This window comes from Synechococcus sp. BIOS-E4-1, from assembly GCF_014279995.1.
In the GTDB taxonomy this organism is placed as follows: Bacteria; Cyanobacteriota; Cyanobacteriia; order PCC-6307; family Cyanobiaceae; genus Synechococcus_C.
Genome location: NZ_CP047935.1, coordinates 410,750 through 431,467 on the forward strand (window position 1 = coordinate 410,750; position 20,718 = coordinate 431,467).

Below are 20,718 nucleotides of genomic sequence, written 5' to 3' on the forward strand. Positions count from 1 at the left end.
TGAGGTGCTGCCCATCTTCACCTGTCGAGGGATTAACTGAAACGTTTGGCCAGTGCAATCGGATCGAGAACGGTGATTTTCTTGCGGTCAATTTCGACCAGGCCTGAATTGCGTAGATCGCCAAGCAGTCGCGTGATCGTGACACGGGTGGATCCGATCGCTTCAGCGATGGCCTGGTGAGACAGACGCAGATCAATGGTGATGCCCTGGGACCCAGGCATGCCGAAGTCCCTGCAGAGAACAAGCAGAAAACTCACCAGACGGGAGGACATATCCCGGTGTGTGAGTGTTTCGATCATGGTCTCGGTCTGCAGAATTCTGCTGGAGAGACCCTGCAGTAACAGCAATCCCACGCTGGTGTCCGCTTCGATCGCCTGGCGCACGGAGCTCGCTGGTGCTGTCACCATCTCCACTCTGGTGAATGCCACGGAGTGATAAAACCGATCGGAGCGATGCCCGGTGAGCAGTGAGAGCACTCCGAACAGGCTGTTTTCCCTCAGCAGGGCAACGGTGATCTCTTCCCCCGACTCGTACACCCTCGACAGACGTACAGCCCCCCTTCGGATCAGATAGACGCGTTCGGCGGGGTCGCCAGGGAAAAAGATTGTCTTGTTCCGCTCCACCATTTCGGTGCTGGCACCATCCAGATCACGGATCACTTCCAGCAGGGTTCTGCTGGCGGGGTTGGGCGCATTGGTCAGGCTTGTCTCTGTGGATCGCCCAGGTTGGGGAGCAGTCCGACTGAAGCCGCGCATCACTTCGGCCATGACCAACGCATCAATGCGGGGAAGTTAAGGAGCGATGCGCCGTCACCCTGTAGCAACGCACACGGTTCTTCTGGCTCAGTCCCCATGGAGTGCATTCAGCTGTGCGGCCATGAGTTGCTTGAGCCCTGGTTCGGCAAGGTCCAGAAGGCTGTTGAGCTGCCGGCGACTGAATGGTGCACCCTCGGCAGTGCCTTGCAGCTCGAGCAGATCGCCGGCGTTGTTCATCACCACATTGAGATCCACATCGGCCCGGCTGTCTTCGCTGTAGTCCAGATCAAGCAGAGGATGCCCCTCGATCAGGCCCACAGAGACCGCTGCCACTTGGTTGATGACCGGATTGGTGCTGATGCGGCCTTGTGCAAGCAGCCGTTCGCAGGCCTTCTGCAGGGCGAGCCATGCGCCGGTGATGGCCGCTGTCCGGGTCCCCGCATCCGCCTGAATCACATCGCAGTCGATCAGCAGTGTGTTCTCACCCAAAGCCCCCATGTCGATTGCGGCGCGAAGGCTGCGGCCGATCAGGCGTTGGATCTCCTGGGTTCGTCCTGACAGTTTCATCAGTTCCCTGCGCTGACGATCAGGAGTGGATCCCGGCAGCAGTCGGTATTCAGCGCTGAGCCACCCCAGGCCCTGATCACGTCGCCAGCGAGGGACACCGTCTTCCTGGCAGACGCTGCAGAGCACGGTGGTACGTCCGGTGCGAACGATGACGGAGCTCAGAGCGAAACCCATGGGATCCCAGTCGACAGAGAAGGCCCTGAGGTCGGCGGGTTGGCGGCCATCTTGGCGATCAACGTTGCGCTGGGGTTCGCTCATGGGGAAAGGTTCGGGATCTTGAGCCTGCCAGTTGGCCTAGAGACACCAGGGATGGTGTCAAAGGGATTGTGATTTGCATTTTCGCCGCTAGATTCGAGTTCCGCTGGGTCGATTCGATTCCAGTTACGACGGAAGCGACCGAGATGACAGCCAGCCTGAGCCCAAGCCATCGCTCCCGCGAGCAGAGCGGCGCCGATCAACGGGCTCTGAACCGTACCGGCCTGCATCCCCTGCCCTCGCTTCAGCCTCATCAGCCACTGCATCTGGTGGCTCCTGAGGGGCAGTTGCAGGTGCATACCGCCCCGTATCGAGGCAGTTTCGGCACAGTGCTCAGTCAGGCACTGCGATCCGCTGGGCTTGGCAGCCGTGTCGCAGTGATGCAGTTCCTCAAGGGTGGAGTCGCACAGGGGCCTGATGCGGCGATCACGCTCTGCGATCGCATGGTCTGGATGAGGCCTGCAGTGATGGGATGTCTTTCAGATCCGGCCAGCTCAACTGAACCCACGACTGTGGATGCTGTGCAGGCGGTCTGGCAGATCTGTCGCCGCCACCTCGCCAGTGGTGATCTCGATCAATTGGTGCTGGATGAACTCGGTTTGGCTATCGCACTGGGCTATCTGAACGAAGCTGAGGTGCGTGACAGCCTGGATGCACGCCCTGGTTCCATGGATGTGATCATCACAGGACCGTCGATCCCGGAATCTCTCATGGGCCTGGCCGATCAAGTGACGGAACTGCGTAGGGGTTTCTGATGCTCAAGAACGACCGTTGGATCACGGAACAGGCTGCCGCAGGCATGCTCGAACCCTTTCAGAGAGGCTTGATTCGTCATCTGGATCCTGAACAGAAGCTTGCACCTGTTCTCAGCTTTGGATGTTCCTCCTACGGCTACGACCTGCGTTTATCGCCTCGGGAATTTCTGATTTTCAAGCATGTTCCTGGAACAGTGATGAACCCCAAACGGTTCAATCCTGGAAATCTTGAGCCCACAGAGCTTCACCATGATGACGATGGTGACTACTTCATTCTTCCAGCCCATTCCTATGGCTTGGGTGTGGCTCTGGAAAAGATGAAGGTCCCGCCGAACATCACCGTGATCTGCCTGGGCAAAAGCACTTATGCACGTCTGGGAATCATCGTGAACACCACACCGGCTGAAGCCAGCTGGGAGGGGCATCTCACGCTTGAATTCAGCAACAGTTCAGGAGCTGACTGCCGCATCTATGCCAATGAAGGCATCTGCCAACTGCTGTTTTTCGAAGGCGATCCCTGTGACACCACCTATAGCGATCGCCAAGGCAAATACCAGCATCAACCTGAAAAGGTGACACTGGCCAAGGTTTAAGGCCGACAAGACATGGATCTCGCCTCTCGGTCAGGGAGCCAATCGCGCCTTGTGCAGGCGGTTTTTCTCGTACCAGTCAGCGAACTCAGGTGCCCAGCTCTGGAGATGGGGCCACATCAAGTCACAGAGCTCTCTGATTTCCTGTTGCGCGTCAAGTTTGGAACGCAGATCGAGGAAGTGAAGGAAGGCTCGCAGACTGAAACTGACAACAAAATGCTGTCTGTAGTCAAACGGCAGGATGCCTCGGGCATGCTCTTCGGAAAAGCCTTCGCGTAACAGATCGCGATAGCGCTCCGCTGCCAGTTGGCAGAGTTTCAGATCGATCAGTCTCTGTTCCTGGACGTAGGTGTATTTCTTGCCCAGCCGGTCTCGATACTCACCCACCGGCCGCAGATAGAACACCTCCTCAAGATCCAGTTCCCCATCAGCCGCACGGCAGATCCGCTCGCCTGTGTAACGCATCGATTGAACATCGAAGCTCACTCCCACCCGGTGCGTTCGCGCCTGCTGCATCACCGAGTGAGGAAACCAGCCCACGTTCAGCACGATCTGGGCATGTTCCAGTGGGCCGTAATGGCCTTTCATGCCACCCAGCAGCCGTTTGATGCAGATTTCCCCAGCTCGCGTTTCGTTCGGCCACTGGTCGCGTTCCATCACCACGAATCCCTCGCTGTAGTCCTGGTGCATGCCGGCATACACGCTCTGCTGGGGATTGGGCGTGGCGGCGATCAGTTCGACCCGGAAGCGGGAATCCATGAGGTTTTGAGGTTTCGGGTACGGGTGTCGGTCGATCATCGCCTCCCCGGTCAGCATTAACCGGGGTTATGAGTGACTTCGTGGACCGGTGGAATCCGCCGAGGCGGCCTCCGGAAGAGGACTGGTGCTGCCCACCCCGGCCAGTGCTGGAAGTGGGCTGCCCTCAATCAAGGCATTGGCGATCGAATCCAGCTCGGTTTCACTGCGGCCTCCGAGCGAGCGACCTCGCATTGTGCCGTCCGGAGAGAACAGGTTCAGCTGAGGAATTCCGGTGACGTCGTAGCGATCGGTCAGGTCAAGCCAGCGCGGATTGTCGATGTTGACGAGAACCACATCCAGATCGGCATTGTGGCGTTGCTCAACCTCAAGCATCGCTGGAGCCATCTCCCGGCAGACCTCGCACCAGTCGGCATAGAACTCAAGGATCGTGGGCCGACCGTTGCTGAGAGCCACTTCCGGAGAGAGTGAACGTCTGGCGAGCTGATCAAGCGGCGATTCGATCGAACCGCCGTTGCGCACCAGGAAAAGGCCGACAGCCAAGACCAGGGCTGAAACCAGCAGCAGAACTTTCTGAAATGTGGTGAGACTGGAGTTTGGAGCGCTGTCGCTCATCCCGGACTGACATCAATGACACCACTCTGACAGGACAAACCGCTTGCTGTTGCTAGCGTCTGACCGCAGATGATCGCGTCGTTGATCGACGCTTGTCCGCCGCGAATCTGCCCCAAGCCGATGCCCGTCTTGCGTTTCCTCTTGCTGCCGCTTCGGGCCCCGCTGCTGATCGTTCTGTTCGTGGTGTCGCTGTTCCTCGGCCATCACTGGGCGATCCAGGAGGCCTGGCTGGCTGAGGCCCATTCGATTTCGGTGAGCACGTTCTGGGCTCTCGAGATGATCCAGGCGGTGGTGGTGGTGGTGATTTGCACGATGCCCGATCTGCTGCTTCGTCAGCTTTCCATGCTGATGGCATCGAGTCGCGTCCTCAGCTTGGTGGTCACTCTCACGCTGTTGATCACCGTTGGCCTCTACGTTCTCAGCCTGAGCCTGTTGTCCGATGTGCTGATTCTGGGGTCCGCCACCCTGCTGGCGCGCCTTGACCTGAGCCGTATCAAGGTGGTTCCCCCTCCGCAGCTGATGGCGTTCTGGCTTGCGGTGATCGTGATCGCCGGCATCTGGATCGGGCAAGATCTGCCCAACCCCCCGGCTTCATTCGGTGCAGCGATCAGTGCCGCGATCGTTGCCTGAGCTGTTGTTCAGGTAGGCCCAGAGATTGCCGAGCACTTTCTTGGTGTAGAGACGGGTTTCAGGGTATGGGATGCGTTCGACCCACAGCTCAGGGTCTTTTTCCAGTTCAGCGCTCACCCATGATTCTGCTGCCCCCGGCCCTGCGTTGTAGCTGGCCACTGTCAGCCATGGGTTGCCCTGCCAAAGGTCCAGCAGATCGGCCAGATAGCGGGCTCCGAGAATCGCATTGCGCTCCGGTTCGCGTAGATCGTCGTTGCTGAGCTCTTCTCCTGCCAGTTCCGCGGCAGTGGCTGGCATCAGCTGCAGAAGTCCCACGGCACCCACGGGTGAAGCCACGCCAGGCGAGAAGCGAGATTCCTGGCGGGCAATGGCCAGCAGCAGTTCCAATCGCACCTTCTCCTGTTCTGAAGCGGCCAGGAAGAGAGGCAGTAGCGGTCTGGGGTGAAGACTGTTGTGCAGCAACTGGCGCGTGTTGCAGTCCGGGGACACCAGTCGCAGGCTGGCCCGCCACAGCCGGCTCAGACCGGTCCAGTGGTCGTTCACCCCCAGTCGAAGCCGGCCTTCCCGCAGGAGCTGCTGTGGTGATGGATCGGCGTTGCCTGCATCGCTGCGCCAGGTCTCCCAGGCCTCCTGATTCATGCCAAGGCGCCAGAGCTGATCAATCAACGGGCTACCGCTGTTGAGAGGGCTCCAGGTCTGGTCAGAGTTCAGACGGTCAGCCTCTGTGGCCGTGATCACCTTGTCTCCTGAGAGAGCAGGCAAGTTGTCAGATCCAAGCCTGGCCTGAGCTCGCCAGGTGTAGTAACCGGGCGGCTGCTGACGCGTCAGGGTTTGCCAGATCTGTCTGGCAGCGTTGTTGTCTCCGAGTTTGTCCATGCTCATCCCCAGCCAAAACTGCTGGCGAGCACGCAGGGGGTCAGGAAGCTGTTCAGCTGGGATCGCAACCAACCATGACCGTGCCAGTTCCCATTGACCGGTCAGGAGTGCGTCACGAGCCAGGTCCCACTGCAGTTGCCAGCTGGCTGGATGGCCTGGCCAACGTTTGAGCACGACCAGCCCTCCCTCGCCCCCTGCCAGACGGACCCGTGCGGCGGCCACATCAGCTGACCGTTTCTGGAGGGATTCAGGCAAGGCGTCGATCAAGGCCTGTTTCGGACGCAAGGGCTCGCTCAGCAACGCTGCTGACTCCAGCGCTTCCTGGCTATCCGGATGATCCTTGGCCAGCTGCAACAACATCGCTTCGCCGCGCTGTTGCTGTTCCTTGTCGGCTCGCAACAGTGTGCGCCCGATCGTCAGAGCCTGCGACGGTGCCAGGGGCGTTCCCTGTAGACAAAGTTCAGCGGATCGGCCATCACCAAGCTCAGCCAGGGCCGCGGCGAGTTGCAGACGCTGCTGCTGCTCAAGTCCCTGGCCTGTGATGTCGCCACAGGCCTGGCGAAGCAGTCGCCTCGCTCCTGGCCATCTGGCTCCCCATCGCGCCAGATGCAGGGCATTGGCCTGGACCAAAGTCTGGTCGGCGGCGTCCGGCAGTTCGGCGGCGGCCGCCAGAGCAGCGGGATGGGCAGGTTGAAGTCTGAGCAGCTCGGCCCTCAGTTGTGGCTGGCGATCAGCAAGGTGATAGCGGGCATCGGCACTGGCCAGCGAAGTGGGAAAACGTCGGAGCAGATCGCGCCAGTGCTGACGCTCCTCCTGGTTGCGGCCCAGCGACTTTGCTGCCAGAGCTTGTTGTTTGAGGGCGACGGCGGCCAATGGGGCTGGCCCCCAGCCTTGTCCGGTCAGCAGGTGCCTGCGCCTTTGCGGAGAATCACTGCTGCGGCTGCCCAGCATCAAGGCCGCTTCTCGTCGCTGCTCAGGGTTCGCGGACCAGCGGTAGTGCCTCCAGAGCTGTGCATCGCTCCACTTCGGAGTGATCGGACTGTGCTGACTGCGCAACATGGCGCGACCCCCCAGGATCGCCAGAACAGTCAGAAGCGTGGTGCCGCCGAGAAGCAGCGGTCCGCGGGTCTCTCGAGCGTTCAAGCCATGGCTGGAAACTGCTGGCATTCTGTGCCCAGCAGGATCGAACTGGATGGTTGCTCAGCGTCGGCAACCCCGGCCTGGCCAGCGCCAACGCTTGCGCCTGGTTGTGGCCTTAGGGCTGGCTTTTGTGGTGTGGGGCCTGCGCTGGCTTTGGCCGTTGCAGTGGCTGCCTGGCTGGGTCGTGCTGCTGGTGGGTTTGTGGGCTCTGCTTGAGCTGGCAGCACTGCTGCTTGTGCCTCAGCGATGGAACTGATTGGCATCGTGCGGCTGAGGCCCTGTCACTGGTTCAGAGATCGGTTGTCTCAAGGCTCTTAAGGTTCAGTCCACAAATGAGACCTCATGGCCTCTTCCGCTGCCCATCCGCTTGGTTCACTCCAATCCCCCGAGGTCAGTTTCGGGACGGATGGTTTGCGGGGGCGCGTCGGTTCGGCGATCACTCCTGCTTTGGCATTGCAGGTGGGTTTCTGGTGTGGACGCGTTTTGCCACCGGATGGTCCTGTCCTGATCGGGATGGATTCCCGCTGCAGCGGTTCGATGGTGGTGTCAGCTCTCACTGCAGGCCTCACGGCGGCAGGTCGCGAGGTCTGGACGCTTGGCCTTTGCCCCACTCCGGCGGTTCCAGGCCTCATCCGTCGCTTGCAGGCAGCGGGTGGACTGATGGTTTCCGCAAGTCACAACCCGCCTGAAGACAACGGCATCAAGGTGTTCGGGCCTGACGGCAGCAAGCTGGGTTCTGCGTTGCAACGCCGCATCGAATCCGGTCTGCGTGGAGAAACTGATGCAGCTGGGTCGATGAGCGCCTGTGGTGCGGCAAGCCACCGTGCTGAATTGCTGGAGCACTATCGCGACAGTCTGCTGAGCAGCGTTCAGCATCAGCGTCTGGATGGCGTGCCGATCGTGCTCGATCTGTGCTGGGGTTCAGCAACCGCCTGCGGTGCAGAGGTCTTCCGCTCACTTGGGGCCGACCTCACCGTTCTGCACGGAGTCGCCGACGGCGAACGCATCAACGTGGGTTGTGGATCCACCCATCTCGGCCCTCTGCGTGAGGCCGTGATCGATCGTGGCGCGGCCATGGGCTTCGCCTTCGATGGTGATGCCGACCGGATGCTTGCGGTCGATGGTCGTGGCCGCGTGGTTGATGGTGACCACGTTCTCTATCTCTGGGGGTCTGTGCTTCAGGACAGCGGTGCTCTGCCTGATCAGCGCCTTGTCGCCACGGTCATGTCCAACCTTGGATTTGAGCGGGCCTGGCAGGCAAGAGGTGGTCAGCTGGAGCGGACTCCTGTGGGAGACCAGCATGTGCACGCGGCCATGGTGAGCAGTGGTGCAGCTCTCGGAGGTGAACAGTCCGGACACATCCTTTCCTCCGCCCATGGACTCGCCGGAGATGGGGTTCTAACGGCGCTTCAGCTCGCCACTCTCTGCCATGGCCAGCAGATGAATCTGGAGGACTGGCTTGACCGCAGCTTCCAGGCGTACCCCCAGAAGCTGGTCAATGTACGGGTGACAGACCTGGCGCGTCGCAAGGGTTGGGCCGAGTGCGGCCCTCTGCGAGAGCTGGTCGACGAAGCAGAACGTTCCATGGCCGACGACGGCAGGGTGCTGGTGCGCGCAAGCGGCACCGAACCTCTGTTGCGGGTGATGGTGGAGGCGGCAGAAGCGGATGTGGTGGAACTCTGGACCGGTCGCTTGGCTGAGGCTGCCGACCGCCATCTCAATGTGGCTTAAGGGCGGAACGTTCCAGCGCGCAGGCCAGCGCACCATCACAGGCATCCCCCGATGCTGACTGCCAGTTGCTCTCCGGCAGCAGCTCGAAGATTGCTTTGTTGACGAGTAAACGGAACTCCGCCAAATGCTCCAGTGCTCCCCCGCGGGCGCCCAGTGATGGCCTCTTCAGATCGAGTGCATGAGCAGTGACCGCGACTGCCTGAGCGAGAGCAGAGGCCGACTGCTGCAGGATTGTCCGAGCGGCTGCATCTCCTTGTGCGGCTGCCTCGTCGACCAGCGGTGCCAGCTTCGCCTGGTCGGCGACCTTATGGAGAGGGCTCACCACGAGAGATTTGAGGTCGGCGGAGCTGTGACAGCTGAGCGCATTCCAGAGCCGTTGGCGCAGGGGCCCATCAGCAGCACGGCCGTCGGCCATCTTCACGCTCAGTTGAAGTGCATGGTGGCCAATGTCGAAGGCAGATCCCGCGCCATCCAGACGCCAGCCCCAGCCCCCGCAGCGATGCTCGCGGCCATTGGCATCCCGACCAACCACAATCATTCCGGTGCCACTGATCAGAACGATGCCCGCCTGATCGGGGAATGCGCCCCGCAAGGCGGTGCGTTCGTCGCCGGTGGCCAGACAGCGAGCTTCGGGCAGCTGCAGCTCTGAAGCAAGAAGCGCTCCGCCCCTCGCCTGCAGAGGCGTCCCAACCTCGACGCCGCTTGCTCCGATAGCCGCAGCAGTGATTGGTTCTGCCTCGTCGGGATGCAGTCCCAATCGCTGTGTCCAGTTGAGTCGGGCACTGTTGAGGCTGGAGCGGATGGCAGAGCGAAAGCGCTGTTCGCCGTCATCGGCATCCAGATGACTGACTCCAGGCCCTGAGCCGTCAGCGACTCTCTTCAGCTTGCCGTTTTCCCAGACACTGAGCCGGCAGCGGCACTTGGTTTGACCGGCATCAAATCCAGCCAGGATGGGCAGGGGCCTGTTCAAGAGTTCCGGCCCATCTGGCTCAGGGTGGCGAGACAGAACCAGCCGCTGATCTGCACTTCCGGGCGGAAGAAGATCGTGTCGGCTGCACCCTGGATCAGCAATCCGGCAATGGCCGCCAGGCAGCCCAGGCAGGGAAGAGCAAGTTCTGAGTCTGCGGTCAGTGCACGCAAGCCATTGCGGATGCTGGCAACCCCGAGCCCAAGGCAGGCGAGCAGGCCAGGAATGCCTGTTTCAACAAGGATTTCAAGCGGTACTGAATAGGCGCTGAGGGCGTTGAACTTCGGTTGTTGGTAGAGGGGATAAACGCTGTTGAACGCTGCATTCCCTGGGCCGATGCCCAGCCAGGGACGGTCCTGAATCATGTCGATGGCTGCCAGCCAGACGTTGATGCGGAAATTGTTGGAACTGTCGCCTCGGCCTGCCAGCAGGCTGGCGACTCTGGTGCGGATTGGTTCCAGCTGAGTGGCAGCAATGGCGAGCACCAGCCCAGTCACCACAAGCAGCGCCAGGGGCAGCAGCCTTCGCCAGAACACTGGCCAGTGGCGGATATAGCGAAGCAACAGCAGTAGCAGCAGTGCACCGACCGAGGCCACCATGCCCAGCCAGCCTCCGCGGCTGTAGCTGAACAGCGTTGAAGCACAGCCAAGAATCAGTGCGGTTGCGGCGTAGAGCCTGGACCCCCAGCCACGCCATCGAATCATCGCCACGATGGCAATGGGCAGGATGGGAACGAGATACCCCGCCAGCAGGTTGGGGTTGCCAAGCGGCCCGTAAATGCGGATGGTGCCCTCCGCCACCGAGTTGGGATCGGCCCAACGAGCGAGCTCTTCTGTTGGAGCGTAAAGCTGACGTAATGCCAGCAAGCTGCTCAGCAGAGATCCTCCCAGCAAGGCCGCGACCAAACGGTCCCACCATTCAGGCCTGACACTCAGCAACTGGCGCATCAGTGCATACACCCCGAGATAGCTGACCAGTTTCAGGAGTCCTTTGGCGGCGGCGTTCGGTACGGGTGAAACACCGCTGGCCAGCACTGCCACGGCCAGGAACAGCAGCAGCCAGCCACTGATCGCGCCAATGCGAGCGGGAGTGCGCGTGAGTGACCAGAGCAGCCAGAGGGCTCCGCAGGCCAGCACGATCAGGCCCAGGCCTGTTCGCGTGAGCACCGGCAGTCCAGCCATCAGCAGGATCAGGACAATCCCCGCCAGGTCGCCAAGTCGCTTCTGCTGTGCCGCGGAACCTGGCAGGAGCCCTTGCCAGCGCAGCAACCATGGGGTTGGCGCCGAAGCCTCAGCCATCAGTGATTGAGAGGAACATCAGCCGGATTATCGACCCGTTGCCAGGCGATCTCCAGTTCTTCCCGCTCCGGTAAGGGCTGTTTGTTGCGGCGGTACAGCACCCTGTAGGTGGGCAGGCCCTGCTCATCCACGTAGCGCTCGCGTTCCGTCGGCACCGGCAGGGGATTGTCGGCTCGCCAGGGACGGCTGTCTTCGCTGGGACGCTCGAAGCAACCGCTCAGTTCCACGAGGTTCACCATCGGTTCCACCACCTCCAGGACATCGCTTTGCAGAAACAGTTCGCGACTGGGGCTGAGCGCCGCCGCGATTGCCAGCAGAAGCGAGGGCTGCATCACCCGGCGTTTGCGGTGGCGACGCTTGAACCAGGGATCCGGAAACTGGATGCTCACCAGTTGCAGCTGATCCGTGGAGAGCTCCGCAAGCCATCCCTCCAGGCTGATGTTGGCGTTGCAGAAGAGGTAATGAAGATTGTGTCGTTTCAGTCTGTCGCGGTCACGCTGGGCTGCCAGCACAAGCGGACGCCTGATTTCCACACCGAGATGATTCCAGTCGGGTTTCAGTGCTGACAGCGCCAGAAGACAGATGCCTCGGGCGCAGCCGATATCCAGATGGATGGGGCGATGTGCTGAGTCGAAAAGTTGATCGGGACCCGGCAGCTCCAGAGGCAGCTGAAAGAAGCGGCTGAGGGGATTGACGTGCTGCCGCATCAGGACCGCTTCGCAGCCTCAGCCTCGGGAGGATCGCAGCGCAAAAGACCCCAGCAGGCGGTGTAGCCATGCAGATGGGTGGCACCCCCGAGCGGTCCGATCTCGCCGTTGCAGAAGCTGCCGGTAATCGGAAGTTGCGGAAAGACCTCGCGAGCGATGGTTACATCGCCATCGGGGCTTCCGAACAGGCCATTGCCCCGGCCCAGACAGGCGAACAGGACTCCCATCAGCGGTGCTGCGTCGCTGCTTTGATCACGCCGGGTCTGCAACAGCTGGCGGGCTTCCACTCTTGAGGCCTGCGCTTCCCGCAGCTGGAACTGCACGTTTTGTCCAGCACGGACGCGATCGGCAACCGCTACAGCGCCGTTGCGGGGATCAACGCCGATCAGATTGCGCACCAGGAAGGCTCTTTCGGGGCGGTCGGCTGATACGCCGCCCTGATTCAGCCCAGCCAGCATGGCATCGGCAATCAATTCCTCTCGCTCCACACCAAGAAACAGTGAGTGCTGTACCAGTTCTCTGTCCTCGGCGCTGAGATCAGCGAGCACACGCTGCAGGCAGGCCACAGGACTGGCGCGGCGGTCACCGTCACTCAGTTCGAGCAGAACGTTGCGTTGAGCCTGTTCGATGGCGAAGACCGGTCCGATCGGTCGGCATCCCTGGGCGACCACTGGATCCAGGCTCCAGGTTCCGCCAATGCTGAGCCCCACTGCTCCCCCGACGACCTGATTTCCGTAGAGAAGGGAGCCATGATCAGCGTTGTGAGGAACGGCGATGCCTCCGACCTTGGCGATGCCGGGGTAGGCGTAATCCAGTCCGCTCACCAGATCGTTGATGGCATCGCATCCCGGATCCAGCAGCAGCAACATCGAACGGCTCTGAGCAGGGTTCACCCCCACCCAGTCCTGCCAGTTCTTGGCGGCTCCATCAAGATCTGGAAGTTGGCTGCTGTCGAGACTGAAGCTGCTCAGTTCAGCCCCTGGAAGATTGAGGAGACTGATGCTGAGTGCTGGAGTGCGTTCCAGCTCATGGGCTTCCCCTGAGGTGGTGGTGCCAACCACACCCCCACCCAGACAACCCAGCCAGTGTTTGGCGTTGAGGCGTTGTTGCAGCAGGGGGAGCAGGCGGGTCAAGTCGCTCGCGAAGTGACTAGAGATAAAGACCAACGCCAGATCGGCCTCATTCGAGCCCAGAGCACTGGTCACTTCCCGGGCAGCGTCCTCAAGAGAAGGCTTGCCGGAGAGGGCATGTCGGCATCGGGCCTGCAGCCCGCGGCTCCGGAACCAGTCGAGAGGATTGAACGGAACCATGGATTGGACCATACCAATCCTTTCGTCCTGCTGGATGACCGTGATAATGGCCCTCTGATGTCCCTGGCCGGTGTCCGACTTCACAACACGCTCCCTGGTGTGGCTGACCTATCGCCTGGGGGCAACGATTGCTCTCGGTATTCCGCTGGTGCTTCTGATCTGGTCGGGGCTGCGACGTGATCCTGCCCTTGTGAGGCTGCTCGGGATCTACTGGAAAGTGGCGAGCCTGCTGGCCATCAGCGTGCTGTTGCTCACTGATCAACGGCCGATCGGCTATCTCACGGCATTCCTCGCTCCTCTTCTGATGGCTGCGTCTCTGTGGTTCTGGGTTGACCTCAATGAGGAGCTGGCCGACGGCCCTCCGGGTCGTGCGCTGCCGTTCACGGTGCGGGTCTGGCGATGGTCCCTCACGGTCTTCGCTGTGTTTGCAGCCGTGATGTCCGGTTCGGCACTGGGCTGCACCCGCCAGCTGGCGGGTGCAGCCTGTCGGGTGTGGCTGGAAGCGCCCCAGGGGCTGCATCGGGTCGCAGAGCGGGTGTTTGACTTCGTCTTCGGCGGTGAGTGGACGATGGCCGTTGCCGCGTTCATCGGATACGTGGCGCTGGTGGCTTACGTCGTGGGTCTGCTGCAGTGGGCTCTGGTGCGCCTTCCCAAGCAGGGAAGGGTTGCAGGGGATTTCTGACCATGGACTCCATCGCTCTGGTTCAGGGGCTGGAAGAGCGCACGCGTCTGAGCCCTGATCGGGTGGTGAGGTTGCACGGATTTGTGCTGGATGAGCCGTTTGAACTGTTGATCTTTCGTGGCTTCAGCAGCAGCACGACCCATCCAACAGCCTTCGATCCAGACGCCTCGGTGATCCCCGAGGGAACCCGTCTGGACTGGGCGGAACTGCTTCAGGGCCCTCTGGACCCCGCCGGCGAAACACGTCTTGTCGGCCCTCTGAAACCGGACGACCTGCTGGCTCAGGCCAGCTGGTGATCACGTCGATTCAGAACACTGCAGCAGCGCCCGCAGAGTGCCGGATGCTGGCTGTTCTGTCCGACATCGCCTTCGTAGTGCCAGCAGCGTTCGCATTTGATCCCGCGAGCTCTGCTCACCTCAATGATCGCGGTGTCATCGGTCTGGTTGGCCAGGAGTTCGGCCCAGGGCTCTCCTCCTAATTGCAGTTGTGAGACCAGCAGCCAGTCGCGCAGGCCATCAGCCTCCGCGTCGCCGTTCTCGTTCAACCAGTTGAGGGCTGATTCCAGCTCGGGCTTTCGGGTTTCGATCCTGACGGCTGCCTCCAGCGATGCCCCAAGTTCCTGTCGGCTACGGCAGTCTTCAAGAACTCTGTTCACCGCAGCACGCAGCTCGCGCAATCGCTGAATGGGTTCACTGAGGCTGGGATCGCGCCACTCGGGCGGAACGGTCGGCCAGCCGCGGTTGAAAATCGATGTCTCCTCCACCTGGTAGGGCAGGTTCTGCCAGATGTCCTCGGCCATGTGACAAAGCACAGGAGCAATCAGACCGGCCAGGCGTTCGATGATCAGAGACATCACGGTCTGGCAGCTTCGCCGTCGCCGGTCGGAGGGCGCACTCACATAGAGCCTGTCTTTGGCGATGTCGAGATAGAAGTTCGACAGATCGGTGACGCAGAAGTTCTGCAGCAACTGAAAGAAGCGGAAGAACTCATAGCTCTCGAAAGCTTCCGTGATTTCATCCATCACCTCCGCAGTGCGCTGCAGCATCCAGCGGTCCAGCAGTGGCAGCTCTGCCACAGCAACGGTGTCACTGCCTGGGTTAAAGTCGTGGAGGTTGCCAAGCAGGTAGCGGCTGGTGTTGCGAACCTTGCGGTAGACATCAGCGAGCTGACGCAGGATGCCGGCACCAATCGGCACATCAGCGGAGTAGTCAACCGAGCTCACCCACAGGCGCAGCACATCAGCGCCGTAGGCAGGCTCCTGCTTCTGATTCTTGCCGCCCTCGATGATCACCATCGGGTCGACAACGTTGCCCAGCGATTTGCTCATCTTGCGACCCTTCTCATCCAGGGCGAAACCGTGAGTGAGCACCCGTTGGTAAGGGGCATGGCCATTGACTGCCACCGAGGTGAGCAGTGAGCTCTGGAACCAGCCGCGATGTTGGTCTGAGCCCTCCAGGTAGAGGTCGGCGGGGTAGCTGAGGGTCTCTTTCTGGCTGGAGACTGCAGCCCAGCTGGAGCCGGAGTCGAACCACACGTCCATGGTGTCGGTGCCCTTGCGCCACTGGTCCGCCTGTTCGGCGTAGGCGGGTGGCAGCAGATCGGCTTCGTCCTTTTCCCACCACACGTCTGCACCGTATTCGCCGATCAGAGCTTCGATGTGAGCCAGTGTTTCGGCGTTGAGCAGCACGTCGCCTCCACGGCGGTTGTAGAAGACTGGGATCGGCACACCCCAGGTGCGCTGACGTGAGATGCACCAGTCGCCCCGCTCCTTCACCATCGCTTCGATGCGGTTGCGCCCTGAAGCGGGAGTCCACTCGACTTGATCAATGGCACTGAGGGCCTGCTGGCGGAAGCCGTCAACGGAGGCGAACCATTGTTCTGTGGCACGGAAGATCGTGGGCTTTTTCGTGCGCCAGTCATAGGGGTAGCGGTGCCCGTAAGCCTCCTGCTTGAGCAGTGCACTGGCCGTCTCAAGCGCATCGATGATTGCCGGGTTGGCGTCCTTCAGGACGTTGAGGCCGGCGAAGGGTCCCGCCTCCTCGGTGAGGTTTCCTGCCTCGTCGACAGGGCAGAGCACCGGCAATCCGTTTTTCTGGCCCGTGTGAAAGTCGTCGACACCATGTCCGGGAGCGGTGTGCACCAGGCCGGTGCCTGATTCCGTGGTGATGTATTCGCCGCCAATCACAACGGGACTGGTGCGGTCCAGCAAAGGATGGCGATAGGTCAGTCCAGCGAGCAGCGCTCCTTTGACCGTTGCTTTGCGGACGAGTGGTAGCTCGAGCGTTTTGGCGAGGGAGTCGATCAGGTCGACGGCAACCAAAAGCAGTCGCCCGTTGCCATCGTCGGCCAGGGCGTAGTCCAGCCGTTCGTTCACCGAGACCGCAAGGTTGGCCGGCAGAGTCCAAGGGGTTGTGGTCCAGATCGCCACCTGAAGAGCCTGGCCGAGGGCATCGGCATCGCCTGGCAGGGCGATCCCCTCTGCTTTCAGGGCGTCGCGCAGGGCCGGGGGCAGTTCAACCGCTGGGAAGGCCACGTAAACGCTGGTGCTGGTGTGGCCATCGGGATACTCAAGCTCGGCCTCAGCCAGAGCTGTCCGCGAACTGGGGCTCCAATGCACCGGTTTGAGGCCCCGGTAGATGTGCCCTTTGAGGACCATGTCCCCAAAGACTCTGATCTGTGCGGCTTCGTAGTCCTTCTGAAGAGTGAGGTAGGGCTGTTGCCAGTCGGCCCAGATGCCCCAGCGTTGAAACCCTTTCATCTGGCTTTCAACCTGCTTGCGGGCGTAGGCGGCAGCCTTTTTGCGCAGCTTGATCGGGGTGAGTGCTTGGCGCTGGTCGGAATCCATCGACTGCAGCACCTTCAGCTCGATCGGCAGGCCATGGCAGTCCCATCCAGGGATGTACCGAACCTTGCGTCCTCGCAGGATCTGGTATTTGTTGATCACATCCTTGAGAACCTTGTTCAAGGCATGGCCCATATGCAGGGGGCCGTTGGCGTAGGGCGGTCCGTCGTGCAGCGTGAAGACCGCCCCAGGGTTGTGGAGGCCGAGCTTCAGGTCGATGCCTTGTTCTGCCCAGAACGCCTGCAGCTCCGGTTCCCGCTTCACCGCATTGGCACGCATGCCGAAGCTGGTCTGCAGCAGGTTGAGCGTGTCCTTGTAGGAGGGACGTCCTTCGGCATTGGCGTCGCGCGTCTCCTTGCTCACGGTTGGGCAGCTGCAGACGAAATTATCCGTCCTCGCTGGCCGACTTGGGTGCGCTTACCTCCTTGGGCTTCTCCAGGGCTGCTGAAGGAGTTTGCTCCGGGGTGCCTTGCTGGTTGGAGTCCTCTGGACGAACCCAGCGTTTGCCGCTGCGGTTGCTGCCCTCTTCACGATTGGCAGCGGGTGGTTCGGGTTTCAGGCTGCCGAAAGCTGAACCGATATTGCTTAGCAGGGTGGTGAACGAAGTTCCGAGTTGTTGCACGCTTGTCGCCCAACGTTCTTTTGAGCGGAGGCGCTTCTGCTCCTCCTGGCTGAGATGTTGCCAGCGTGATTGGGCCACTTCTGCTCCCAGTCGACTGATGAGCAATGCGCTGCAGATGACGGCGAGCATCGGTGCGCCGCGCAGACGGTCACTGCTGGTGACCAGAACCAGGCCGAGTAACAGCACAACGCCCCCCCAAACCCCATCCCTGGGCCGGCTCAGCTCAGTGGCGAGCAATGGCAGCAGCAGTACCGCCAGGCCCAGCAACAGGCAGAGGTCTCCTGCGATTGTGGCCAGCATTAAGGCGTCCGCGTGTCTGAGTGCATTCTGGTTCTCTGCCTAGAGTTGCAACCTGCCCATCTGGCGGAATTGGTAGACGCGCTGGTTTTAGGTACCAGTGGCTTCGGTCGTGGGGGTTCAAGTCCCCCGGTGGGCATCCGTTTCCCTAATTTGGTTCAACTCTCTGCGGTCAGCCAATCTCCCCTCGCTGATGACACAGGCTCTCACAAAACCTGCAACGCAAGGCACCGAGAAGCGCCTGCGCTCTGTTCCGAGGGAATTCCTGGCACCACCTGCAGCTTTGAACCTCACTCTGGGGTTGTTCATCGGTGGTTATGTGCTGGCCGCACTGACCATCTGGGGCTGGTTTTCAGCGGGATGGCCCCTGCCAGTGCTCTTGAGCACAGGTTTTCTGGCTTTGCACCTGGAAGGCACCGTCATCCATGACGCCTGCCACAAATCGGCCCATCCGGTTCCCTGGATCAATCAGGCCATGGGTCATGGATCAGCACTCTTGCTCGGGTTCAGTTTTCCTGTGTTCACGAGGGTTCATCTGGAGCATCACGCCCATGTGAACGATCCAAGTAATGATCCGGATCACATCGTGAGCACCTTTGGACCTCTTTGGCTGATCGCTCCGAGATTCTTCTATCACGAGTGGTTTTTCTTTCAGCGCCGGTTGTGGAAGCGCTGGGAATTGATGCAGTGGGGGCTTGAGCGCAGTGTGTTTCTGGTGATTGTTCTCGCTGCTGCCAAGTTTCAATTTCTCCCTTTCATCTTCAATTGCTGGTTTGCTCCAGCTCTGATGGTGGGCGTGACTCTGGGGCTCTTTTTTGATTACCTTCCCCACCGACCTTTTACGTCCCGTAATCGCTGGAAAAACTCCAGGATCTATCCAGGCAGGTTAATGAACTGGTTGATCATGGGTCAGAACTACCACCTTATTCATCATCTCTGGCCATCAATTCCCTGGTTTGATTACAAGCCTGCTTATGAAGCCACAAAGCCTTTGCTGGATTCCAAAGGCTCACCCCAACGTCTGGGAATTTTTGAAACACGCCGTGATGGGTATAACTTCCTCTATGACATTCTTGTCGGTGTTCGCAGCCATAAACGCCGCAGGGGGAAAATGCGTCGCGTGGCCAGGTTCATGCCGTTGCGTCGATTGAGGCGTTCATGGCTTGGATTTGTCAATCAAATTGCGATCAAAACCGAGCAAAAGCGTCACTCCTCTCGCTGAATCATTCAGCCAGGATTCTGGGTACTCGGAAAAAATCTCCTTCTCTGAGAGGCGCCTGTTCCAGGAGTTCCTCGCGCACCTTGGTGGGTTCCACCTTGTCTTCTCTGGTGGCATTCACCACCTCCACTGCACGGGTTGTAGGAGGAACACCTTCCGTGTTCACGCCCTGGAGCTGATCCACATAATCGAGAATGCGCTCGAGCTGACCTGTGTAGGCCGTAATTTTCTCCTCGGGCAGATCGAGGCGGGCCAGATGGGCCACCTTGCGTACGTCGTCGGCAGTGATCTTGCTCATGCAGCGGCGAGAAAAGCTTCAAGATCCTCGCGCAACGCCATCGCGGCTGTGTTCAACAGCTCATGGCCATGTTCGGGCCTTGCCAGAAAGGGGTCTGAACCCATGCGTCCGTCCGGGTAGCGGCGCCGGAAGTCCGCTGGTCCATGAATCGATCCGCAGGGCGCCGGTTCCGGTAGCGATCTCTGCTTGTTGATCAGGCTGTCATGGAGATGCAGGGTGACGGCAATCTCGCTGGGGGTGGCGTGCTGGCCCTCACGATTGCCATAGAGCTCATGGGCGCGCCTCATCACAGGACCCGCCATGAACCAGTTCGCCAGCCTGCAGCGCAAACGTGGGGCAACCTCCAGGCCGCGGCTTGCGGCGGTGCCATAGGCCTGGGCAAAGGCAGCTTTGGTCGTGGCGATGTTACCGCCGTGACCATTCACCACCAGGATTCGCTCGAAGCCGTGGGTGGCCAGTGACATCACGAGGTCGTGCATCACGGCCATCAAGGTCGCGGGCTGCAGGCTCATGGTGCCCGCAAATCCAAGATGGTGTTCGGCCATGCCGAAAGCCTGCACGGGTGTGACCAATACACCGCTCAGCTGTCCCAGCTCGAGTGCCACTGCTTCGGCGGTCAGGGCATCGGTGCCGATAGCGCCTGTCGGGCCGTGTTGCTCCGTGGATCCAAGGGGCACGATGATTCCCTTGCAACTCTGCAGGTACTGATCAACGTCGGGCCAGCTCTGTAGAGCCAGGCGAATGGCGTCTTTGCTGGCGGCCGGGCCGGGGAGGATGGAAGGCATGCCGAGCGTGGCGTGGGCTTGATGATCGATCTTGCTAGGTGTCTCTAGTGAGCTGTGCCGTTGCCGTCGTACTGATCAGTGTTGTAGTACCCGCCCTGAGTTCCGAAGAACAGGGTGGCGGTCACAAACAGACCGCTGCTGAACAACAGCACGGTGCCCAGGTTGAAGCCGGAGAGTGCAGCATCCATGGCTTTAGATCCGTTTCTCCAAGCCTGGCAGGGGATCGATGCTTGTCATCACTTGCATGCAGGGATCGTCATCGCCGCCGATCTCACTGCCGCTGCTGGGGATCTCCAGCCAGTGTCTCAGCCAACCGGTGATCCAGATGAAAGGAAGCGTGTCCGCCAGTGCAGCGAAGGATTTGAACAGATAGCCGCTGGCGATGAACGAGATCAGTTGCGGAGCCACGGGTTCACCGGGCCGCACAGGCAACACACCAGAGGCGTAATGGCTGATCAGCACGACAGCGCTCGTGTCCACCAGCTGGCTCACCAGCGTGGAGCCGTTGTTGCGCAGCCAGAGAGCCTTGCCATTGCTCACCCTTTTCCAGAAATGGAACATCCGCACATCCACGAATTGGGCCGTGAGGTAGGCGGCCATGGAGGCGATCACTGAGCCAAAGGCCAGGCGTTGAATTTCGAAGAAGGTGGCATCGGGTGCACCGTCCACGCCTGGTAACACTCCGCCCAGCCAGAGGATCAGCACGACCCAGCCGTTGAGCAGCAGTCCAACCCAGACAACCTGAGCTGCTCTCTTTTCCCCCCAGAGCTCGCTGATCAGGTCTGTACAGAGAAAGGTGATCGGGTAGGGCAGGGCGCCAACGGCCACCACGACTGGCCATGAGCCGATGTGACCCAGCTCGAGAAAACGGGTCAGGCCCAGGATGTTGAGCATGCCCAGCGTTCCCAGGAAGAGGCCTGCAAGGACTAGAAAGCAGAATTCTCGCCGTTGCTGCAGCTCGGGATTCATCATTGACGCTTCTCGATGGTTTCAGGCTGGCGGTTATTCATCTCTCTCACTG

General features: G+C 60.7%; 23 protein-coding genes and 1 tRNA gene. 9 read left to right on the forward strand and 15 right to left on the reverse strand.

All coding sequences use genetic code 11. The features are described from left to right. Positions 1-32 precede the first annotated feature (32 nt). Together ntcA and rph are read right to left on the reverse strand one after the other, a co-directional pair. Positions 33-767, reverse strand: coding sequence for a global nitrogen regulator NtcA (gene ntcA / locus SynBIOSE41_RS01785; RefSeq protein ID WP_066904724.1), 735 nt, complete (start codon positions 765-767; stop codon positions 33-35). A 75-nt stretch (positions 768-842) separates the two neighbouring features. Then, positions 843-1,580, reverse strand: a complete 738-nt coding sequence (gene rph / locus SynBIOSE41_RS01790) for a ribonuclease PH (protein WP_186539413.1) — start codon at positions 1,578-1,580, stop codon at positions 843-845. 143 nt (positions 1,581-1,723) lie between these two features. Here rph and SynBIOSE41_RS01795 point away from each other — a divergent pair, with 143 nt between their 5' ends. Further along, the gene (locus SynBIOSE41_RS01795) at positions 1,724-2,332 is read left to right on the forward strand and encodes a cob(I)yrinic acid a,c-diamide adenosyltransferase (RefSeq protein ID WP_186539414.1); all 609 of its coding nucleotides are present in this window, start codon (positions 1,724-1,726) and stop codon (positions 2,330-2,332) included. Next, positions 2,332-2,925 (forward strand): dCTP deaminase, encoded by a 594-nt coding sequence (dcd, locus tag SynBIOSE41_RS01800; protein ID WP_066904716.1) that lies wholly within the window; start codon positions 2,332-2,334, stop codon positions 2,923-2,925. The genes SynBIOSE41_RS01795 and dcd overlap by 1 nt, the downstream gene beginning before the upstream one ends. 30 nt (positions 2,926-2,955) lie before the next feature. On the opposite strand, the gene thyX is transcribed toward dcd, so the two are convergent. Both thyX and SynBIOSE41_RS01810 read right to left on the reverse strand, forming a co-directional pair. After that, positions 2,956-3,681, reverse strand: a complete 726-nt coding sequence (gene thyX / locus SynBIOSE41_RS01805; RefSeq protein ID WP_186539415.1) for an FAD-dependent thymidylate synthase — start codon at positions 3,679-3,681, stop codon at positions 2,956-2,958. Between the two features lie 66 nt (positions 3,682-3,747). After that, entirely contained in the window at positions 3,748-4,293 is a 546-nt protein-coding gene (locus SynBIOSE41_RS01810) for a thioredoxin domain-containing protein (RefSeq protein WP_186539416.1), read from the reverse strand. A gap of 120 nt (positions 4,294-4,413) precedes the next feature. Between SynBIOSE41_RS01810 and SynBIOSE41_RS01815 the strand changes: the two genes are divergently transcribed. Beyond that, positions 4,414-4,923, forward strand: coding sequence for a hypothetical protein (locus SynBIOSE41_RS01815; protein ID WP_066904710.1), 510 nt, complete (start codon positions 4,414-4,416; stop codon positions 4,921-4,923). Here the strand turns inward: SynBIOSE41_RS01815 and SynBIOSE41_RS01820 are convergent. Further along, on the reverse strand, positions 4,885-6,966 hold the full coding sequence (locus SynBIOSE41_RS01820) for a lytic transglycosylase domain-containing protein (protein ID WP_186539417.1): 2,082 nt from the start codon (positions 6,964-6,966) through the stop codon (positions 4,885-4,887). The genes SynBIOSE41_RS01815 and SynBIOSE41_RS01820 overlap by 39 nt on opposite strands. A 25-nt stretch (positions 6,967-6,991) precedes the next feature. Between SynBIOSE41_RS01820 and SynBIOSE41_RS01825 the strand changes: the two genes are divergently transcribed. Together SynBIOSE41_RS01825 and glmM are read left to right on the forward strand one after the other, a co-directional pair. Then, positions 6,992-7,195 (forward strand): hypothetical protein, encoded by a 204-nt coding sequence (locus SynBIOSE41_RS01825; RefSeq protein WP_066904706.1) that lies wholly within the window; start codon positions 6,992-6,994, stop codon positions 7,193-7,195. 86 nt (positions 7,196-7,281) lie between these two features. Further along, positions 7,282-8,670, forward strand: coding sequence for a phosphoglucosamine mutase (gene glmM / locus SynBIOSE41_RS01830; protein ID WP_186539418.1), 1,389 nt, complete (start codon positions 7,282-7,284; stop codon positions 8,668-8,670). Here glmM and SynBIOSE41_RS01835 read toward each other — a convergent pair. From SynBIOSE41_RS01835 to SynBIOSE41_RS01850, 4 genes are read right to left on the reverse strand one after another with little or no spacing between them, the layout of a single operon-like run. After that, on the reverse strand, positions 8,657-9,640 hold the full coding sequence (locus SynBIOSE41_RS01835) for a BadF/BadG/BcrA/BcrD ATPase family protein (RefSeq protein ID WP_255475903.1): 984 nt from the start codon (positions 9,638-9,640) through the stop codon (positions 8,657-8,659). The genes glmM and SynBIOSE41_RS01835 overlap by 14 nt on opposite strands. Beyond that, on the reverse strand, positions 9,637-10,935 hold the full coding sequence (locus tag SynBIOSE41_RS01840; RefSeq protein WP_186539419.1) for an IctB family putative bicarbonate transporter: 1,299 nt from the start codon (positions 10,933-10,935) through the stop codon (positions 9,637-9,639). Before SynBIOSE41_RS01840 ends, SynBIOSE41_RS01835 begins: the two co-directional genes overlap by 4 nt. Continuing rightward, on the reverse strand, positions 10,935-11,642 hold the full coding sequence (trmB, locus tag SynBIOSE41_RS01845) for a tRNA (guanosine(46)-N7)-methyltransferase TrmB (protein WP_186539420.1): 708 nt from the start codon (positions 11,640-11,642) through the stop codon (positions 10,935-10,937). The genes SynBIOSE41_RS01840 and trmB overlap by 1 nt, the downstream gene beginning before the upstream one ends. Beyond that, on the reverse strand, positions 11,642-12,952 hold the full coding sequence (locus SynBIOSE41_RS01850) for an FIST N-terminal domain-containing protein (protein ID WP_186539421.1): 1,311 nt from the start codon (positions 12,950-12,952) through the stop codon (positions 11,642-11,644). Before SynBIOSE41_RS01850 ends, trmB begins: the two co-directional genes overlap by 1 nt. A 70-nt stretch (positions 12,953-13,022) precedes the next feature. Between SynBIOSE41_RS01850 and SynBIOSE41_RS01855 the strand changes: the two genes are divergently transcribed. Beyond that, positions 13,023-13,634 (forward strand): DUF3177 family protein, encoded by a 612-nt coding sequence (locus tag SynBIOSE41_RS01855; RefSeq protein ID WP_186539422.1) that lies wholly within the window; start codon positions 13,023-13,025, stop codon positions 13,632-13,634. Positions 13,635-13,636: 2 nt separating this feature from the next. Continuing rightward, the gene (locus tag SynBIOSE41_RS01860) at positions 13,637-13,930 is read left to right on the forward strand and encodes a hypothetical protein (RefSeq protein ID WP_066904693.1); all 294 of its coding nucleotides are present in this window, start codon (positions 13,637-13,639) and stop codon (positions 13,928-13,930) included. On the opposite strand, the gene ileS is transcribed toward SynBIOSE41_RS01860, so the two are convergent. After that, complete coding sequence (gene ileS, locus SynBIOSE41_RS01865; RefSeq protein ID WP_186539423.1) at positions 13,915-16,839, reverse strand: isoleucine--tRNA ligase; 2,925 nt, start codon at positions 16,837-16,839, stop codon at positions 13,915-13,917. The two genes, SynBIOSE41_RS01860 and ileS, sit on opposite strands and share 16 nt — an antisense overlap. Before the next feature lie 22 nt (positions 16,840-16,861). Next, on the reverse strand, positions 16,862-17,398 hold the full coding sequence (locus tag SynBIOSE41_RS01870; RefSeq protein WP_186539424.1) for a Ycf66 family protein: 537 nt from the start codon (positions 17,396-17,398) through the stop codon (positions 16,862-16,864). Positions 17,399-17,452: 54 nt separating this feature from the next. Here SynBIOSE41_RS01870 and SynBIOSE41_RS01875 point away from each other — a divergent pair. Both SynBIOSE41_RS01875 and crtR read left to right on the forward strand, forming a co-directional pair. Then, positions 17,453-17,534: transfer RNA gene (locus SynBIOSE41_RS01875), tRNA-Leu, on the forward strand. A gap of 54 nt (positions 17,535-17,588) precedes the next feature. After that, positions 17,589-18,617, forward strand: a complete 1,029-nt coding sequence (gene crtR / locus SynBIOSE41_RS01880; RefSeq protein WP_066904687.1) for a beta-carotene hydroxylase — start codon at positions 17,589-17,591, stop codon at positions 18,615-18,617. A 1-nt stretch (position 18,618) separates the two neighbouring features. On the opposite strand, the gene gatC is transcribed toward crtR, so the two are convergent. Genes gatC through SynBIOSE41_RS01900 form a run of 4 tightly spaced genes read right to left on the reverse strand, consistent with a single transcriptional unit; the run spans position 18,619 to position 20,666 of the window. Then, entirely contained in the window at positions 18,619-18,912 is a 294-nt protein-coding gene (gene gatC / locus SynBIOSE41_RS01885; RefSeq protein ID WP_186539425.1) for an Asp-tRNA(Asn)/Glu-tRNA(Gln) amidotransferase subunit GatC, read from the reverse strand. Beyond that, positions 18,909-19,697 (reverse strand): creatininase family protein, encoded by a 789-nt coding sequence (locus SynBIOSE41_RS01890; RefSeq protein ID WP_186539426.1) that lies wholly within the window; start codon positions 19,695-19,697, stop codon positions 18,909-18,911. Before SynBIOSE41_RS01890 ends, gatC begins: the two co-directional genes overlap by 4 nt. A 44-nt stretch (positions 19,698-19,741) precedes the next feature. After that, positions 19,742-19,885, reverse strand: coding sequence for a hypothetical protein (locus SynBIOSE41_RS01895; protein ID WP_186539427.1), 144 nt, complete (start codon positions 19,883-19,885; stop codon positions 19,742-19,744). A gap of 4 nt (positions 19,886-19,889) precedes the next feature. Beyond that, complete coding sequence (locus tag SynBIOSE41_RS01900; protein WP_186540689.1) at positions 19,890-20,666, reverse strand: queuosine precursor transporter; 777 nt, start codon at positions 20,664-20,666, stop codon at positions 19,890-19,892. Between the last annotated feature and the right edge of the window lie 52 nt (positions 20,667-20,718).

Coding starts and splice junctions, on each gene's coding strand:
- crtR (WP_066904687.1), top strand. CDS start 17,589: ATGACACAGGCTCTCACAAAACCTGCAACGCAAGGCACCGAGAAGCGC.
- SynBIOSE41_RS01840 (WP_186539419.1), bottom strand. CDS start 10,935: ATGGCTGAGGCTTCGGCGCCAACCCCATGGTTGCTGCGCTGGCAAGGG.
- SynBIOSE41_RS01815 (WP_066904710.1), top strand. CDS start 4,414: ATGCCCGTCTTGCGTTTCCTCTTGCTGCCGCTTCGGGCCCCGCTGCTG.
- SynBIOSE41_RS01900 (WP_186540689.1), bottom strand. CDS start 20,666: ATGAATCCCGAGCTGCAGCAACGGCGAGAATTCTGCTTTCTAGTCCTT.
- glmM (WP_186539418.1), top strand. CDS start 7,282: ATGGCCTCTTCCGCTGCCCATCCGCTTGGTTCACTCCAATCCCCCGAG.
- SynBIOSE41_RS01810 (WP_186539416.1), bottom strand. CDS start 4,293: ATGAGCGACAGCGCTCCAAACTCCAGTCTCACCACATTTCAGAAAGTT.
- SynBIOSE41_RS01860 (WP_066904693.1), top strand. CDS start 13,637: ATGGACTCCATCGCTCTGGTTCAGGGGCTGGAAGAGCGCACGCGTCTG.
- SynBIOSE41_RS01870 (WP_186539424.1), bottom strand. CDS start 17,398: ATGCTGGCCACAATCGCAGGAGACCTCTGCCTGTTGCTGGGCCTGGCG.
- SynBIOSE41_RS01825 (WP_066904706.1), top strand. CDS start 6,992: ATGGTTGCTCAGCGTCGGCAACCCCGGCCTGGCCAGCGCCAACGCTTG.
- gatC (WP_186539425.1), bottom strand. CDS start 18,912: ATGAGCAAGATCACTGCCGACGACGTACGCAAGGTGGCCCATCTGGCC.
- ntcA (WP_066904724.1), bottom strand. CDS start 767: ATGGCCGAAGTGATGCGCGGCTTCAGTCGGACTGCTCCCCAACCTGGG.
- SynBIOSE41_RS01890 (WP_186539426.1), bottom strand. CDS start 19,697: ATGCCTTCCATCCTCCCCGGCCCGGCCGCCAGCAAAGACGCCATTCGC.
- dcd (WP_066904716.1), top strand. CDS start 2,332: ATGCTCAAGAACGACCGTTGGATCACGGAACAGGCTGCCGCAGGCATG.
- rph (WP_186539413.1), bottom strand. CDS start 1,580: ATGAGCGAACCCCAGCGCAACGTTGATCGCCAAGATGGCCGCCAACCC.
- trmB (WP_186539420.1), bottom strand. CDS start 11,642: ATGCGGCAGCACGTCAATCCCCTCAGCCGCTTCTTTCAGCTGCCTCTG.
- thyX (WP_186539415.1), bottom strand. CDS start 3,681: ATGGATTCCCGCTTCCGGGTCGAACTGATCGCCGCCACGCCCAATCCC.
- SynBIOSE41_RS01895 (WP_186539427.1), bottom strand. CDS start 19,885: ATGGATGCTGCACTCTCCGGCTTCAACCTGGGCACCGTGCTGTTGTTC.
- SynBIOSE41_RS01850 (WP_186539421.1), bottom strand. CDS start 12,952: ATGGTTCCGTTCAATCCTCTCGACTGGTTCCGGAGCCGCGGGCTGCAG.
- SynBIOSE41_RS01820 (WP_186539417.1), bottom strand. CDS start 6,966: ATGCCAGCAGTTTCCAGCCATGGCTTGAACGCTCGAGAGACCCGCGGA.
- SynBIOSE41_RS01795 (WP_186539414.1), top strand. CDS start 1,724: ATGACAGCCAGCCTGAGCCCAAGCCATCGCTCCCGCGAGCAGAGCGGC.